This is a genomic window from Halpernia sp., from assembly GCF_048269545.1.
In the GTDB taxonomy this organism is placed as follows: Bacteria; Bacteroidota; Bacteroidia; order Flavobacteriales; family Weeksellaceae; genus Halpernia.
In genome coordinates this window covers 451,534-467,576 of record NZ_JBLXIJ010000001.1, presented here as the reverse complement: position 1 = coordinate 467,576, position 16,043 = coordinate 451,534, and the positions used below count along the sequence as shown (strand labels likewise).

The 16,043-nt window shown below is 31.6% G+C and carries 13 protein-coding genes and 1 tRNA gene; 11 read left to right on the top strand and 3 right to left on the bottom strand.

What is annotated here, in order from left to right:
- Positions 1–90 precede the first annotated feature (90 nt).
- From ACN0WB_RS02090 to msrA, 7 genes are all read left to right on the top strand, one after another.
- The gene (locus ACN0WB_RS02090) at positions 91–312 is read left to right on the top strand and encodes a DUF2795 domain-containing protein (protein ID WP_103913280.1); all 222 of its coding nucleotides are present in this window, start codon (positions 91–93) and stop codon (positions 310–312) included.
- A gap of 104 nt (positions 313–416) precedes the next feature.
- Positions 417–3,488 (top strand): preprotein translocase subunit SecA, encoded by a 3,072-nt coding sequence (secA, locus tag ACN0WB_RS02085; protein WP_417428343.1) that lies wholly within the window; start codon positions 417–419, stop codon positions 3,486–3,488.
- Between the two features lie 137 nt (positions 3,489–3,625).
- Entirely contained in the window at positions 3,626–5,824 is a 2,199-nt protein-coding gene (locus ACN0WB_RS02080) for a TonB-dependent siderophore receptor (protein ID WP_417428341.1), read from the top strand.
- 73 nt (positions 5,825–5,897) lie between these two features.
- Positions 5,898–7,133, top strand: a complete 1,236-nt coding sequence (locus ACN0WB_RS02075) for a PepSY-associated TM helix domain-containing protein (RefSeq protein WP_417428340.1) — start codon at positions 5,898–5,900, stop codon at positions 7,131–7,133.
- Positions 7,134–7,295: 162 nt separating this feature from the next.
- Positions 7,296–7,616, top strand: coding sequence for a hypothetical protein (locus ACN0WB_RS02070; protein ID WP_417428338.1), 321 nt, complete (start codon positions 7,296–7,298; stop codon positions 7,614–7,616).
- Between the two features lie 131 nt (positions 7,617–7,747).
- Positions 7,748–8,746: an ROK family protein gene (locus tag ACN0WB_RS02065; RefSeq protein WP_417428336.1), complete on the top strand. Its 999-nt coding sequence runs from the start codon at positions 7,748–7,750 to the stop codon at positions 8,744–8,746.
- Between the two features lie 107 nt (positions 8,747–8,853).
- Complete coding sequence (gene msrA / locus ACN0WB_RS02060) at positions 8,854–9,507, top strand: peptide-methionine (S)-S-oxide reductase MsrA (RefSeq protein WP_417428334.1); 654 nt, start codon at positions 8,854–8,856, stop codon at positions 9,505–9,507.
- A 52-nt stretch (positions 9,508–9,559) separates the two neighbouring features.
- Here msrA and ACN0WB_RS02055 read toward each other — a convergent pair whose 3' ends face one another.
- Entirely contained in the window at positions 9,560–9,907 is a 348-nt protein-coding gene (locus tag ACN0WB_RS02055) for a hypothetical protein (protein ID WP_417428332.1), read from the bottom strand.
- 120 nt (positions 9,908–10,027) lie between these two features.
- Here ACN0WB_RS02055 and guaB point away from each other — a divergent pair, with 120 nt between their 5' ends.
- A complete protein-coding gene (gene guaB / locus ACN0WB_RS02050; RefSeq protein ID WP_417428330.1) occupies positions 10,028–11,488 on the top strand; it encodes an IMP dehydrogenase in 1,461 nt (486 codons plus the stop codon).
- Between the two features lie 165 nt (positions 11,489–11,653).
- Here the strand turns inward: guaB and ACN0WB_RS02045 are convergent, their stop codons facing one another.
- Positions 11,654–12,412: a nitrilase-related carbon-nitrogen hydrolase gene (locus ACN0WB_RS02045; RefSeq protein WP_417428328.1), complete on the bottom strand. Its 759-nt coding sequence runs from the start codon at positions 12,410–12,412 to the stop codon at positions 11,654–11,656.
- 106 nt (positions 12,413–12,518) lie between these two features.
- Between ACN0WB_RS02045 and ACN0WB_RS02040 the strand changes: the two genes are divergently transcribed.
- From ACN0WB_RS02040 to ACN0WB_RS02030, 3 genes are all read left to right on the top strand, one after another.
- The gene (locus tag ACN0WB_RS02040) at positions 12,519–12,959 is read left to right on the top strand and encodes a DUF6646 family protein (RefSeq protein WP_417428326.1); all 441 of its coding nucleotides are present in this window, start codon (positions 12,519–12,521) and stop codon (positions 12,957–12,959) included.
- Between the two features lie 102 nt (positions 12,960–13,061).
- A complete protein-coding gene (gene rseP / locus ACN0WB_RS02035) occupies positions 13,062–14,399 on the top strand; it encodes an RIP metalloprotease RseP (protein WP_417428324.1) in 1,338 nt (445 codons plus the stop codon).
- 75 nt (positions 14,400–14,474) lie between these two features.
- Positions 14,475–14,548: transfer RNA gene (locus tag ACN0WB_RS02030), tRNA-Asn, on the top strand.
- Between the two features lie 289 nt (positions 14,549–14,837).
- On the opposite strand, the gene ACN0WB_RS02025 is transcribed toward ACN0WB_RS02030, so the two are convergent.
- Positions 14,838–16,040, bottom strand: a complete 1,203-nt coding sequence (locus ACN0WB_RS02025) for a sialidase family protein (RefSeq protein ID WP_417428322.1) — start codon at positions 16,038–16,040, stop codon at positions 14,838–14,840.
- Between the last annotated feature and the right edge of the window lie 3 nt (positions 16,041–16,043).

Genomic DNA, 16,043 nt, shown 5'->3' with positions numbered 1-16,043 from the left:
AATAAATAAAAATTAAAGTTTGTTGAAAATCAGACACAAAAAACTTTTTTATGTCGTCTAATTTTCTATTTTTGCAAAAAATTTAATATTATGTATTGGACATTAGAATTGGCCTCTTATCTTAGTGACGCACCTTGGCCGATGACCAAAGCAGAGCTTATTGATTATGCAATCAGAACCGGCGCTCCTATGGAAGTTGTAGAAAATCTACAAGCCATCGAAGACGAAGGTGAAGTGTATGAAAGTATAGAAGAAGTTTGGGCAGATTATCCCACAGATGACGATTTTCTCTGGAACGAAGACGAATACTAAAAAAGCAGTCCGCATTGTGCAGTCTGCTTTCTGCTCTTGCGATTCACTAAAAAAGCAATAATGACTGTGGAAATTATTTTATACAGTCTCAAGATTTAAAAAATATGGATGTTCTAAGTAAGGTTCTGAAAGGTTTTTTGGGCGATAAAAACGCGAAAGACTTAAAAGAAGTAAAAAAAGTTTTAAAAAAAATAAAGGCAATTGAGCCAGAAATAAATGCTCTTTCTGATGACGGAATTAGACAAAAAACTGCAGAATTTAAAGAAAAAATTAAATCTGCAACAGCCAATTTTACTTCCCAAATTGATGACGCTAAAGAAGCCATAAAAAATTCTACCAACGTAGATGAAAAAGAAGGTTTTTTTAGCAAAATAGAAAATTTAAAAAAAGAATCTTACGAAGTAGAAGAAAAAGTTTTAGGAGAAATTTTACCAGAAGCTTTTGCGGTGATAAAAGAAACTGCGAGAAGATTAGCCGAAAATGGAGAAATCCGCGTAACTGCAAATGAACGAGATAAAGAGTTAGCTACAACTAAAGATTTTGTAAAAATTGAAGGTGAACAAGCCGTTTATCAAAATGAATGGGATGCTGCAGGAACAGCCATTAAATGGGATATGGTGCATTACGATGTTCAATTCATTGGTGGGATTATTTTACATTCCGGGAAAATTGCTGAAATGGCAACAGGTGAAGGAAAAACTTTAGTAGGAACTTTACCAATTTATTTAAACGCTTTGACTGGGCGTGGCGTTCACGTTGTAACAGTAAATGATTATTTGGCAAGACGTGATAGCGCTTGGATGGGTCCCATTTATGAATTCCACGGATTGTCGATTGATTGTATTGATAACCATCAACCAAACTCAGATTCTCGTAGAAAAGCATATCAATCCAGTATTACTTATGGTACCAATAACGAATTTGGTTTCGATTATTTGAGAGATAACATGGTAACTTCTCCAGAAGAATTGGTGCAAGGAGAATTAAATTTTGCTATTGTAGATGAGGTGGATTCAGTTTTAGTAGATGATGCAAGAACGCCATTAATTATTTCTGGACCCGTTCCGCAAGGCGATAGACAAGAATATGATTTACTTAAACCAAGTGTTGATCGTGTTGCTTCAATTCAAAAGAAAACAGTTTCTGCATTATTTAATGAAGCAAAAAAATTAATTGCTGCAGGAAATACCAAAGAAGGTGGATTTAAATTATTACAAGCTTACAGAGGTTTACCAAAATCCCGACCATTAATAAAATTCCTTTCGGAAAGCGGTCATAGAGCACTTTTGCAAAAAACAGAAGCGCATTACATGCAAGATAATAATCGCGATATGCCGATTGTAGATCAAGATTTATATTTTGTGATTGACGAAAAAAATAATCAAATTGATCTTACAGACAAAGGTGTAGAATATATGTCTGCAGGAAATGAAGATCAAAATTTCTTTGTTTTAAATGATATTGCAACAGAATTAGCAGATTTAGAAAATAAAAATCTTTCAAAAGAAGAAGAGTTTGAAGCCAAAGAAGAATTGTTTCGTGAATTTGGTGTAAAATCTGAAAGAATTCACACATTAAATCAATTATTAAAAGCTTACACATTATTTGAAAAAGATGATGAGTACGTGGTAATTGACGGAGAAGTGAAAATTGTAGATGAATCTACAGGTCGTATTATGGAAGGAAGACGTTATTCTGACGGACTTCACCAAGCGATTGAAGCCAAAGAAAATGTAAAAATTGAAGCAGCAACTCAAACTTTTGCAACCATTACTTTACAGAATTATTTCCGTATGTATAATAAATTGGCGGGAATGACTGGAACTGCAGAAACTGAAGCAGGAGAACTTTGGGAAATTTACAAATTAGATGTAGTTGTAATTCCAACAAATAAACCTATTGTAAGAGATGACAGACAAGATTTAGTTTATAAAACAAATCGTGAAAAATACGCTGCTGTAATTGAGGAAATTGAAAGATTAACTGCTGCAGGAAGACCAGTTTTAGTCGGTACAACTTCTGTGGAAATTTCACAATTGTTATCTAAAGCATTAAGTTTAAGACAAATAAAACACAACGTTCTAAACGCAAAACTTCACAAAAAAGAAGCAGAAATAGTTGCAGAAGCAGGTGGAGAAGGTGTTGTAACAATTGCTACAAATATGGCAGGTCGTGGAACAGATATTAAACTTCTAGGTAAAGTAAAAGAAAATGGAGGTTTAGCAATTGTGGGAACTGAACGTCACGATTCTCGTCGTGTAGATAGACAACTTCGTGGTAGAGCTGGAAGACAAGGAGATCCGGGAAGCTCGCAATTTTATGTTTCTTTAGAAGATAATTTGATGCGTCTTTTTGGTTCTGAGAGAATTGCAAAAATGATGGACAGAATGGGTCATAAAGAAGGTGAAGTAATTCAACATTCGATGATTTCAAAATCCATTGAAAGAGCGCAGAAAAAAGTAGAAGAAAATAATTTTGGTATCAGAAAAAGATTATTGGAATATGATGATGTAATGAACAAACAGCGTGATGTAATCTACAAACGTAGAAAAAATGCATTGTTTGGTGATCACTTGAAATACGATATTTCTAATATGATTTTTGATGTTTCGCAATCTATTGCAAACCGCGCAAAACTAGAAGGAAGCTACAAAGAATTTGAATTTGAAATCATAAAATACTTCACAATGGAATCTCCCGTTTCTGAAGCAGAGTTCAAAACAATGCAAATTCCTGCATTAACCAAAATTTTATTTGAAAAAGCACAAGAAGATTATAATCAAAGATTAGAACTATTAAAAGAAAAATCTTTTCCAATAATAGAAAACGTTTACAACACACAAGGCTCTACTTTTAAATTAATTCAAGTTCCCTTTACAGATGGAATTAAAACAATGACGATTGTTACAGATTTAAAAGAAGCTTTTGAAACCAAATGTGAAAGTTTAATAAATGATTTCGAAAAAAACATTTCTCTTTCTATCATTGATGAAAACTGGAAATTGCATTTAAGAGAAATGGATGATTTACGTCGTTCTTCTCAAGGCGCGGTTTATGAGCAAAAAGATCCGTTGGTAATTTATAAACAAGAATCTTTTTATCTTTTCAGCGAAATGGTAGAAAATGTAAATAAAGAAATTATTTCTTTCTTGTACAAAGGAGAAATTCCAGCGTAAAAAACCAAATTTTTATTAAATTGATAAAAGCCGACTATTTCTAGTCGGCTTTTTTTATTAAATATTTTATGATTTCAGTCATATTCTTATTTAGAATAATTAAAAATAATTTACATTTGTGAAAAAATTATTCAACAATGAAGAAGACAACTCTTTCTATCACTCTTTTAGCCGGTTTTTTAACCTTCGCACAAAAAACAGATTCCACAAACACAAAAAATATTGATGAAATTATTATCAATACATACATCAAAAAAGAAAGTAGTTCTACTAACAAAATGCCTTTAAAAGCTATTGAAGACCCGCAGGTTTATTCAAGCATAGACAAAGACGTACTGCAAAATCAATTAATTTTAAACGTAGATGATGCATTCCGAAATGTAACGGGAGTGCAAAGAATGTGGAGTGCTACAAGCAGATCTGGTGACGGCGGAACTTTTATAAATATGCGTGGTTTTGTTTCTGGAAGCTCAATGAGAAACGGTTTGGTTGCACCTGTTTCAACTTCTATGGACGCAATTAACATTGAAAAAGTGGAGGTTCTAAAAGGTCCTTCTGCAACTTTATTCGGAAGTAACGCAACTTCTTACGGCGGCGTTGTGAATAGAGTTACAAAAAAACCATTTGATACTTTTGGCGGAAACATTGCATTAATTGGCGGAAGTAATAATTATTACAGAGTTCAAGCAGATGTAAATGCACCTTTAACACAAGATAAAAAATTATTATTCCGTTTAAATTCTGCGTACACAAACACAGGAACTTTTCAAATAAAAGATGCAAAAAATGAATATTATGCTTTCACTCCCGCAATTACTTACAAACCAAATGATAAATTAGAAATTAATGCAGAGTTTGAAATGTTTAGAACAAATGCATCTCCAGAAACTGGAATCTTTTTCTATTTTCCAGCCTCCACTTTGGGTTTTGATAATTTTAAAGAAGCTGCAAATTTCGGTTATGATTACAAACAATCTTATATCGGGAAAGGTTTAAAAACAGTTGCAAAAGTTAGAAATTTATTTGGTCAAGTTAATTATAAAATTAATGATCATATTACTTCTTCTTCCAATATAAATACATCATATTCTTATTCAAATGGTTTTAATCCGTATTTTTATTTAGCTCCAACTTCCGCTACAGATCCTACAATTAGTTTAGTACGAGCAGATCAATCTACTGAAAATAGCACAAGTAAATATTTTCAAATACAGCAAAATTTTAATTTCGATTATAAATTTGGAAATATGAGAAACAGAACTGTTGCAGGTTTTGACTATTTACAAAAAAATGACAATCAACTATTTATTTTCTCCAATTTTGATCAAGTTCCACTTCAAGGAGGAAATTATTCTAATTTCAACGCCACTTCAATGGCTACAGTTTATAATAATTTAAGAAATACACCGGGTTATGATTTTGCTGCAAATAATACTTATCCAATAACTGGAAAAACAAATTTTTATAGCGGTTATATTTCAAATGTTTTTACACCTATTTCTGGATTAAATATTTTGGTTGCAATTCGTTATGAAAATGTAGATGCTTTAGGCGGTAAAGTTGGACAAGCAATTGCAGATAGTTATTCACAATCTGCGTGGTCTCCAAAATTTGGTGTTGTTTATCAAATTGTTCCAAATAAATTTTCTGTTTTTGGAAATTATCAAAACAGTTTTAAAAGCAACGGCTATTATACTTCAAATACAGCAGGAAATATTTTACTTTCAGATCCAGAAAGAGCAAACCAGTTTGAAGGCGGTTTTAAAACCAATCTTTTTATGGGAAAAGTAAACGCCACTTTAAGTTATTATGATATTAAAGTTAGCAACACTTTACTCGGAACAGGCCAATTTACAAGCGGCGGACAAGCGGTACAAAACCAAGCCGGATCTTTAGTAAGCAAAGGTGCAGAATTAGAAATAAACGCTTATTTATTAAAAGGATTTTCAATGATTGGAGGCGTAAGTTATAATAATATGAAATATACAGAAGCCGATGCAGATGTAATTGGAAGAAGACCGACAACCGCTTCTTCACCTTGGTTGGTAAATTTAAATGCGAGTTACCAATTTCTTGACGGAAACTTAAAAGGTTTAGGTTTTGGCTTTGGTGGAAATTATGCAAGTGATAACAAAATAATGAATTCAGTTTCTATGGGAACTTTCATTCTACCCAAATATTTAGTTTTAAATGCAAATGCTTTTTATGATACTAAAAAATTTAGAATTGGTGTAAAAGTAGATAATTTAACAAATGAATATTACTGGAACGGTTACACCACGGCAAACGCTCAAGATTTAAGAAATATTTTAGGCAGTTTTACCGTAAAATTTTAGTATTAAATTAATTAATTTTTCATTGAAAGTTGGCGGATTAAAAACCGTCAACTTTTTACAATTTTTATAGAGAATGAAAAACATAAAGAAAAATAACAAAAAATCAGGATTTAAAAAATGGATTGGTAAACTACATCTTTGGTTTGGTCTTGGGATTGGTTTTCTAATTTTCATAATTTCAATAACTGGTTCACTTTATGTTTTTAAAGATGAGATTGAGAGTTATACTTTAAAAGAATATATATTTCACCACGAGCAAAATATTGATCAAAAAAGTGTACTTCCACTTAGCGTTTTAGAGAAAAAAATCAACGCGCAAACACATGAAAATTATCCAATTCATTGGGTTCAAATTCCTTTAGACAAAACCAGATCTTATCAATTTTTTTGGTATGAGCACAATGAAAGTGCTTGGAATTATTTTGATGAATATCCTATTTACAAATCAGCTTACGTTAATCCTTACACGGGAAAAGTTTTAGGAACTTACGATATTAAAAATGGCTTTTTTAATATTGTTAAAATGATACATTGGAGTTATCTTTTAAAAGAAAGCTGGGGAAAATATCTAACAGGAATTCCAGTTATTATTTTTATTTTCATGTCTATTACAGGAATAATTTTGTGGTGGCCGAAAAATAAAGCTGGAAGAAAACAAAGATTTAAATTTGACTGGAAAAATGTAAAAAGCTGGAAAAGAAAAAATTATGATTTACACAATGTCCTTGGGTTTTATGCTTCTGTTTTTGGCTTAATAATGAGTATTACCGGATTATTTTATGCGTTTTTTGTAGTTCAAGCATTTATTTATTTTACATTTTCTGGTGGTTCTACAGTTTACCCAGATTTCTCTAAAATTACAACAACTGCGCCTATAGAAGAACGAACGCCTTTTACGATTGATAAAATTTCCAAAACTGTGCAAAAACTTTATCCCAATTCTTACGCTTTTAGTTTAGATTTAGGACATCCGCATTTAGATGATCATTCTCACCCAAATTATGAGGTTTTTGTACAGCACCTTTCTTACTCTTATCACAAAAGCAGCAGTTTGATTTTTGACGAAAATTCCGGCAAACTCTTACATCGTCATGATGACAAAGACAAAAATTTTGGAGAGAAAACGGTAGCTGCAAATTATGATATTCACGTGGGAGAAATTTTAGGATTACCCACAAAAATTATTGCTTTTATTGGAAGTTTGATGATAGCTTCTTTACCAATTACTGGATTTTTGATTTGGTGGGGAAGAAGAAAAAAATCTAAAAAAAATAATCTTCATAAGCACAGAAAAGCAATTGCAAAATAGATTGTAACAAAAAAGAGAAAAATTCGTCAAAGTAAAAAACAAATTACTATGATTCAGAAAGTTTACTCAATTATAAAATCACATAAAATTTTTATTTTATTTACTTGGTTTACAAGATTTCTCCTTGTTTTGGCGTTTCTACCTTCCGGTTAAAAAAAGCTTTTGGGACTAAGATTTACAACTATGGGAATAGAAAATCCGATAGGTTTCTTTTTTGAAGCACTATATAGATCTGGATTTTACTGGAATTTTCTTAGTTTTGTTCAAGTTTTAGCAGCTGTTTTATTATTAATTCCTCGTACCTCTTTTTTAGGCGCCGTTCTTTATTTACCGATTGTAATTAATATTTTAATTATTGTTGTAGGAATGAATTTCATTGGAACTCCGATAATCGTAAGTCTAATGTTACTTGCCAATATTTATTTATTAATTTGGGATTTCCCCAAGACTAAAATACTACTGAAAACATTAATTGAAGTTTAATATTTAAATATTAAAAGCTATCTATTTTTAAACTCTTCCTTTTTGGAGGAGTTTTTTCAAAGAAGTTTTTTCTTTTAACTTTTGAAATCGATTTTTTTAGTAACTTTCATTTTCGAAAAATTAAAAATTTTATGTCATTATTAAATCTCTCAAAACAAGTTGCGCTTGGAATTGATATCGGCGGAACAAATACCAAATTCGGTTTAGTAAACCACCGCGGAGAAATTTTAGAACGTGGTCGTTTGAAAACCGAAGACTTTGAAAAAGTAGAAGATTTTATTAATGAATTATATAAAGAAATTAAACCTCTCATAGATAAATGTTGCAAAGACCGTGAGTTTGAAGGCATCGGAATTGGTGCACCAAATGCTAATTATTATAAAGGTACGATAGAAGATGCGCCCAATTTACGATGGAAAGGCGTAATTCCATTTGCAGAAATGATGTCAAAAAAATTTGGTGCAAATTGTAAAATTACAAACGATGCAAATGCAGCAGCTTTAGGCGAAATGCTTTACGGCGCAGCGCGTGGAATGAAAGATTTTATAATGATGACTTTAGGAACTGGCGTCGGAAGTGGGATTGTTTGTGGCGGAAATTTAATTTATGGACACGACGGTTTTGCCGGTGAACTCGGTCACACTATTGTAAAACCGGGCGGAAGAAAACATTGGAGTACAGGTTCTGAAGGCTCTTTAGAAGCGTATGCATCTGCAACAGGGATTGCAATTACTGCAAAAAAAATGCGAGTAGAATTTCCTAATTCCTTACTAAATAATTATCCCGAAGACGAAATAAATTCCAAAATTGTTTTTGAATGTGCAAAAAAAGGCGATGCAATTGCCATTGAAGTTTTTCGATATACAGGACAAAAATTAGGTGAAGCTTTAGCCAATTTTGTAATGTTTTCTTCACCTGAAGCTATTTTGCTTTTCGGTGGCGTTATAAAAGCCGGCGATTTTATTTTAAAACCTACCAAACTACACATGGAAAGAAATCTTTTACCAATTTTTAGAAATAAAGTAAAACTAGTTTTCAGTGAGTTAGATGAGGCAGATGCGGCTATTTTAGGAGCAAGTGCGTTGGTTTGGGAAAATAATTACACACAACCGCCGCAAATAAATTCTTAGTAAATTTAATTTTAGCATTTATTTATAGCACTAAATTTGCAATTGCTTTTGCAATCTCTTTTAACACTAAAATCGTATCTAATTTTAGTAATTATTTAAATATTAAAATGAAAAATTTTCTCACACTTATATTGGCTTTTTTTCTTGTTTCTTGTAATGGACAAGGAAAAGAAAGCAGCACATCACAAATGGCAAATGAGCCAGCTGACAAACCAAATTTAGAATATGTAACTCTTGGTGGCGGCTGTTTTTGGTGCGTTGAAGCGCCTTTAGAATCTGTAAAAGGAATAGAATCTGTAATTTCGGGTTATTCTGGCGGTTTTGTAGCAAACCCAACTTATGAACAAGTTTCTACAGGAGAAACTGGTCACGCCGAAGTAGTAAGAATTGGCTTTGATCCAAAGGTTATTTCTTATCAACAAATAATGGATATTTTTTTCTTTCTTCATGATCCTACAACGCTTAACAGACAAGGTGCAGATGTAGGAACACAATACAGATCTGTGGTTTTCTACAGCAATGAAAAACAGAAAAAAGAAACGGAAGAAGCGATGAAAATTTCTGAAAAATCTGGAAAATATAGCGGTAAATATTTTACTCAAATCGTCCCATTTGTGAAATTTTATCCTGCAGAAAAATACCATCAAAATTATTATGATAAAAATCCGCAGCAACCCTATTGTAGCGTTGTTATTGGACCAAAAATTGCAAAATTCAAAAAACATTATGGTGAATTGGGTTGGTTAAAACCAAATTCATAAACACAAAAAAGGCTCCAAAACGAAGCCTTTTTTATTTTTTTTTTTAGAAATTCTATTCTTGAAAATTATATTCATCACTTTCATTTACTGGAATATCTCGTAAAAATTTATCAAATCTATCTCCTGGATAGTTGCTTTCTGCTCCATAAGAATCTATAATCATTCCTTTGTTTCCTTCTTTATCTTCTGCAACATAAAGTACAGCTTCATCCGCTGGATTAGAATCTCCTTCAAAACGGAAAGATTTTAAAATTTTTAAATCTGAAGGTTGGTAATTTTTTTCAAAATCAGTCAGACAAACTTCACCTTTATTATTCATGCTAAACTCTTTTACAATACCTTTTTGTGCAAGTTTATTCATCACTTGGCTCATCGTTAACATTGGTTTTGGCTTTTCCATAATATTTTTTTTAGATGAGTTACAAAATTTATTCCAACCAAGATTAAAATGATTTAAATTTTTATCTTCATTCACTTTCATATTCTTTCAAAAAACTTTAATTTTGCACAGAAAGTAAAGATGTCCATACACACAAAAATCGTAGAGACAGCCATCACTTTTGATGACGTGCTTCTAATTCCATCATTTTCCGAGGTTTTACCTTCACAAGTTTCTTTAAAATCTCGTCTTTCTGATAAAATCACTCTAAATGTTCCTATAGTTTCTGCGGCAATGGATACAGTTACGGAAGCAGAAATGGCAATTGCTTTAGCAAGAGTTGGTGGTTTAGGTTTTATTCATAAAAATATGTCTATTGAAGAACAAGCTGCACAAGTAAATCGTGTGAAACGTTCAGAAAATGGAATGATTTCCGACCCCGTCACTTTAACGAAAAACCACACATTAAAAGATGCCAAACTCTTAATGGAAAATTTTAAAATTTCTGGTTTACCGGTTGTAGATTCTGATCATAAATTAATTGGAATTATTACAAACAGAGATGTAAAATACCAAGAAAACTTGGAAATGAAAGTGGAAGAATTAATGACGAAAGAAAACATTATAACTTCCGATAAGAGTGCCACTTTAGAAACCGCCAAACAAATTTTATTAAAAAATCGTGTAGAAAAACTTCCAATTGTAGATTCTGAGAACAGATTGGTAGGTTTAATTACTATAAAAGATATTGATAATCAATTAGAATATCCAGACGCGAACAAAGATGAAAAAGGAAGATTAATTGTCGGTGCAGGCGTCGGAATTGGTGAAGACACAATGGATCGTGTTCAGGCTTTGGTAAATGTTGGAGTTGATATTATTGCAGTTGATTCTGCACACGGACATTCTGCAGGTGTTTTAAATAAAGTAAAAGAAATTAGAAAGAATTTTCCCGATTTAGATATTGTTGGTGGAAATATTGTAACCGCAGAAGCTGCTGAAGATTTAATAAAAGCAGGTGCAAATATTTTAAAAGTTGGCGTGGGTCCTGGTTCTATTTGTACAACCAGAGTTGTTGCGGGAGTTGGCGTTCCACAACTTTCTGCTATTTATAATGTATTTGAGAAAGCTAAGAAATATAATGTCGCAGTAATTGCAGACGGCGGAATAAAATTATCTGGCGATATTGTAAAAGCGATTGCAAGTGGCGCAAATGCTGTAATGCTTGGTTCACTTTTAGCAGGAACTGATGAAGCGCCAGGTGAAGAAATTTTATTACAAGGCAGAAAATACAAATCTTATCAAGGAATGGGAAGTTTGGCGGCGATGAAACGCGGCGGAAAAGAACGTTATTTTCAAAGTGAAGCCAAAAAATTTGTACCAGAAGGAATTGAAGGACGAGTTTCTCACAAAGGAAAATTACAAGAAGTGATATTTCAATTAACAGGTGGATTACGCGCAGGAATGGGTTATTGTGGAACAAAAAATATAGAAAGTTTACAACGAGATTCTAAAATGGTTCAGATTACAGGAAATGGTTTGAAAGAATCACATCCACACGATGTGATTATTACACAAGAAGCTCCGAATTATTCGGTATAGATTTTCATTTTCACGCCAAGTCACTAAGATTTTTCGCAATTAGAGCAAAGGTTTTTACACTTTTTTAAAACTGAAGTGTTCTTTTTTGAACTTTAAAACAAAATAATTTAAGCTTTAGCAATCACAAAACTTTTGTTCCTTTTGTGGTTTAAAAAATTGTTGGTTTTAAAGAATTTTAAAATCATCGCCATCTTTTAAAAACGGAAACTTTTGTCTAAAATTTTCGAGTTCATTTAAATTTAATTCAGCAGAAACTATTTGTTTGGAAACACTAGAAATTACATTTCCTTCCGCATCAAAACAATAAGAACTTTCGGGATAAATAAGATTATTTCCGTCTGTACCCATTCTATTTAAACCAAAAACAAAAGATTGGTTTTCAATAGCTCGGGCTTTTAATAAAGTTTCCCATGCAGAAATTCTAGAATTAGGCCAGTTTGCGAGGTATAAAATTAAATCAAAATCATTTTTATTTCTGGAGAAAACAGGAAATCTTAAATCATAACAAACTTGTAATAAAATTTTAAAATTTTTATAGATGAAAATTTCTCTTTTCTCTCCTTTTGTATATATTTTATCTTCACCAGAATAGGAAAACAAATGTCTTTTATCGTAAAATTTATAAGAAGCATCAGGAAAAACAAAATAGCAGCGGTTGTAAAACTTTCCGTTTTCTTTTATTGAAGCACTTCCGCAAATAGCTGCATTTTTATTTTTTGCTATTTTTTGCATCCATTTTAAATTTAAACTTTCAGAATCTGCAATTTCTTTGGCTTCCATACAAAAACCTGTGGAAAACATTTCTGGAAGAAGGAATAAATCGGCACTTTCATTAATTAAAATATCTTCCAAAGTCAAAAAATTTTTTTGTTGGCTCTTCCATTGAATATCAAAATTAATTGCTTTTATTTTTAAAGAATCCATTTGTAAATATAACTAAAGATAAATAAAATTTTTTATTTTTTTTCAATGTTTATAAGAGTTGGAATCATTTTTGATTAACAGTAAATTAACAATAAAAAAAAATATTATGAAAAAGTTAGCTTTAATCTGTGCTCTGTTTTTGGCAGGTACAATGACTTATGCTCAAGCATGGGGAGGAAGAGGAGATCAAAAAATTCAAGTAGGATTTAATGGTTATGGTTATGGAACCGGTATTACAGGAACTTACGATTATGGTTTATCCAATATTATATCTGTAGGAGCTGGTGCAAATATTTATTTTGATGACTATAAAGATAATAATAAAAACAATAATTTTTTTGTATTTGGTAGATTAAATGCACATTTACAAAAACCTTTAAATTTACCTTCAAAATGGGACATTTATCCAGGAGTTGATGTCGGTGTTTTAGGAAAAGATTTCAGAATTGGCGCTCACATCGGTGTAAGATATTACTTTAATCAAAACGTAGGTATATATTTGGAAGCTGGTAACAACGGAAGTATCGGTGTTTCATTTAACTTATAAAAATTCTAATATTTTAAAATAGAAAGGCTCTCATTTTGAGAGTCTTTTTTATTGATAGGCTTTTTAGAATGCTTATATTTGCAAATTAATTTAAAAAATTCCATGACTTTAATCCAATTATTTCAATTTATATTAAGTATTTCAATACTTGTAATTCTCCACGAACTTGGGCATTTTATCCCCGCAAAATTATTTAAAACCAAAGTTGAAAAATTCTATCTTTTTTTTGATCCCGGATTTTCTATTTTTAGAAAAAAAATTGGCGAAACTGAATATGGAATTGGTTGGTTGCCTTTCGGCGGTTACGTGAAAATTGCAGGAATGATAGATGAAAGTATGGATACTGAACAATTAAAAAAACCTGCACAACCGTGGGAATTCAGAAGTAAACCAGCGTGGCAAAGATTGATAATTATGCTTGGAGGAGTTACTGTAAACTTCTTTTTAGCTTGGTTTATTTACTCTGCTTTATCTTATACCAACGGAGAATCTTTTCACGATTTAAATAAATTTCAAAATGGAATTTCAGTTTCAGAAGCAGGACAAAAAATGGGTTTAAGAAATGGCGATATTATTCTAAAAATTGATGGAAAACCTGCGGAAAGAATGGAAACCTCAACAATTAATATGTTGTTTGCAGACCAAGTTACGGTTTTAAGAAACGGAAAAGAAGTTACTTTCCCTATTAATGAGCATGGTGTCGCAGATGTTCTAAACCAAGAAGATCCAAGAGGTTATTTCGCCACACGTTCTCCTGCAATAATTGACAGTTTTACTGCAAACAGTAACGCTAAAATTGCAGGCTTAATGTTGGGTGATAAAATCGTGGGGATTAATAATAAAAAAATTAATTATTCTGATGAATTGGCGCCGGAATTAAATCAGAATAAAAACAAAACTGTTTCGGTTGAAATTCTACGAAATAATATTCCGCAAAAAATTGATGTACAAGTAAACAATAATGGAAAACTGAATGTAGTTTTAGGTGGAAAATTAGCACAAGAAAATTACGCTAAAACTTTTACCACGAAACATTACACCTTTGGAGAATCTATTCCACGCGGACTGAGAAGAACAATTGATGTTTTAACAATGCAGATAAAACAATTCAAGATTGTTTTTAATACCACTACAAAAGGTTATAAAAAAGTTTCTGGACCAATTGGAATTATCAAACAAATGCCTACAACTTTAAATTGGAGCGCGCTTTGGAGTTTCACCGCCATGTTTTCGGTTTGGTTAGCTTTTCTTAATCTAATCCCGATTCCAGGTTTAGACGGCGGTCATGTAGTTTTCACTTTATGGGAAATGATTACAGGAAAACCAGTTACGCAGAAAGTTTTGGAAAATGCACAAATGGTTGGAATCCTTTTTTTAGTAGCTTTAATGGCGCTAATTTTTGGAAGTGATATTGTAAAATGGATAACGGGAAAATTTTAATAAAATTTCTTAAAAATATTTGGTGTATATTATAAAACTTTTTATATTTGCACCACGTTAAAAACGACGTAACCTTCCTCTTTAGCTCAGTTGGTTAGAGCATCTGACTGTTAATCAGAGGGTCCTTGGTTCGAGCCCAAGAAGAGGAGCGAAGGTAATCAACCACTTACAGAAATGTAGGTGGTTTTTTTGTGGAGTAAATTTAAAATTTCCAATCTTCTAATTTAAAAATTCTTTTTGGTTTAGTTTTTAAAGTTATTTTTCTCTAAGAGAACAGACATTTGAGCAATTAAGAAAACAATAATTTCAAGAATAGGTTTTTATAAATTTAAAATAATAAAAATAAAAACCAGCGAAAAAATAGTGGTTTTATTGTTTTTAAACAAATTTATATTTAAGAAGGAATTTGTTTAATGTAACTCTTCTTTATTTATTTTTTTAAAGAAATATTTTTTTATAAAAAATACGATCAGAATCACGCCATGCAACAATCACGTTTTGATTATCAATTGCTTCTATCATTGGATAATTTGCATTTCCTTTCGGATTTCCCACTTTAATTGGAGTTGCGTTTTTTTCGCTCGTTTTTAAAATCATAATTTGACTAAAAGTTTTACCACTTTTTTCAAACTCTACGTTATACGCTACAATACTTTGTTCATTTGGTAATTGTGTAATTTGAGCAAACCTGCCTTTTTTAGTTAATATTTTTTTATTCAAAACTTTACCATCTCTGTCTAATTCAGCAAAGTGCATTGCTCCGTCATCTGCGCCAGAATACCATGTTGCGAAATTTTTGGAACCATGATTAGAAATCGAAGGTCCGTTATGAGGACATCCATTAATTATCCATCCATCTTTACTAAAATCTATTGGTTCTTGAAAGGTTTTACCATTATCATTTGAGATTGAAGAAGAAATATCTCGAACATTTCCATCCAACAAATCCCGAAAAGCCACAATAATTTGTCCATTTTTATTTCCACTAACTGCAACTCTACAACATTCACAAGTGCGCGTTGTAATTTGCACGGGTGTATCAAAAGTGTTTTGTGCATTTGTTTTTGCAAACATTACAACTCTTGTGTGTAAATTTGGGTTTGCATTAGAGTCCAACCAAACTGCAGCAATTTCACCATCGCCAATCCGAGCTAATCCAGAAAAAGATTGAGAAGCAATTTTTGCGGAACTAATTGCAACATTTGCAGGTTTACTCCACGTTTTTCCGTCATCTTTTGATGTTATAAATTTTAACAATGTTCTTCCCCATTTTGTGCCTGCAACGGGAACTGAACTTTCATAAGAAACGAAAATTGTTCCATCATTTTTAAATGCAATTTTCGGCATTCCTTCTTCATGAGTACTTACAGTATTAGGAATTGGAATTTTTTTAGCCACACTAAACTTATTTTCTTTAACATCCCATCTTGCAAAATAAAAACTTTTTATATCGTTGTTATCAGTTTCAATCCAGCTTATTACTAGTTGTTTTTTTGAATCTGTTGTCATAAAAACACTGGATGCATTTCTATTTTCATTTGAAATCAATTGCGGTTCGTCTTTGTTTTTGGGCGAATTACAAGAGTGAAAAATGGTGATTAAAGATATTATTGCTATGAATCTGTGAATTGTATTTTTCATTAT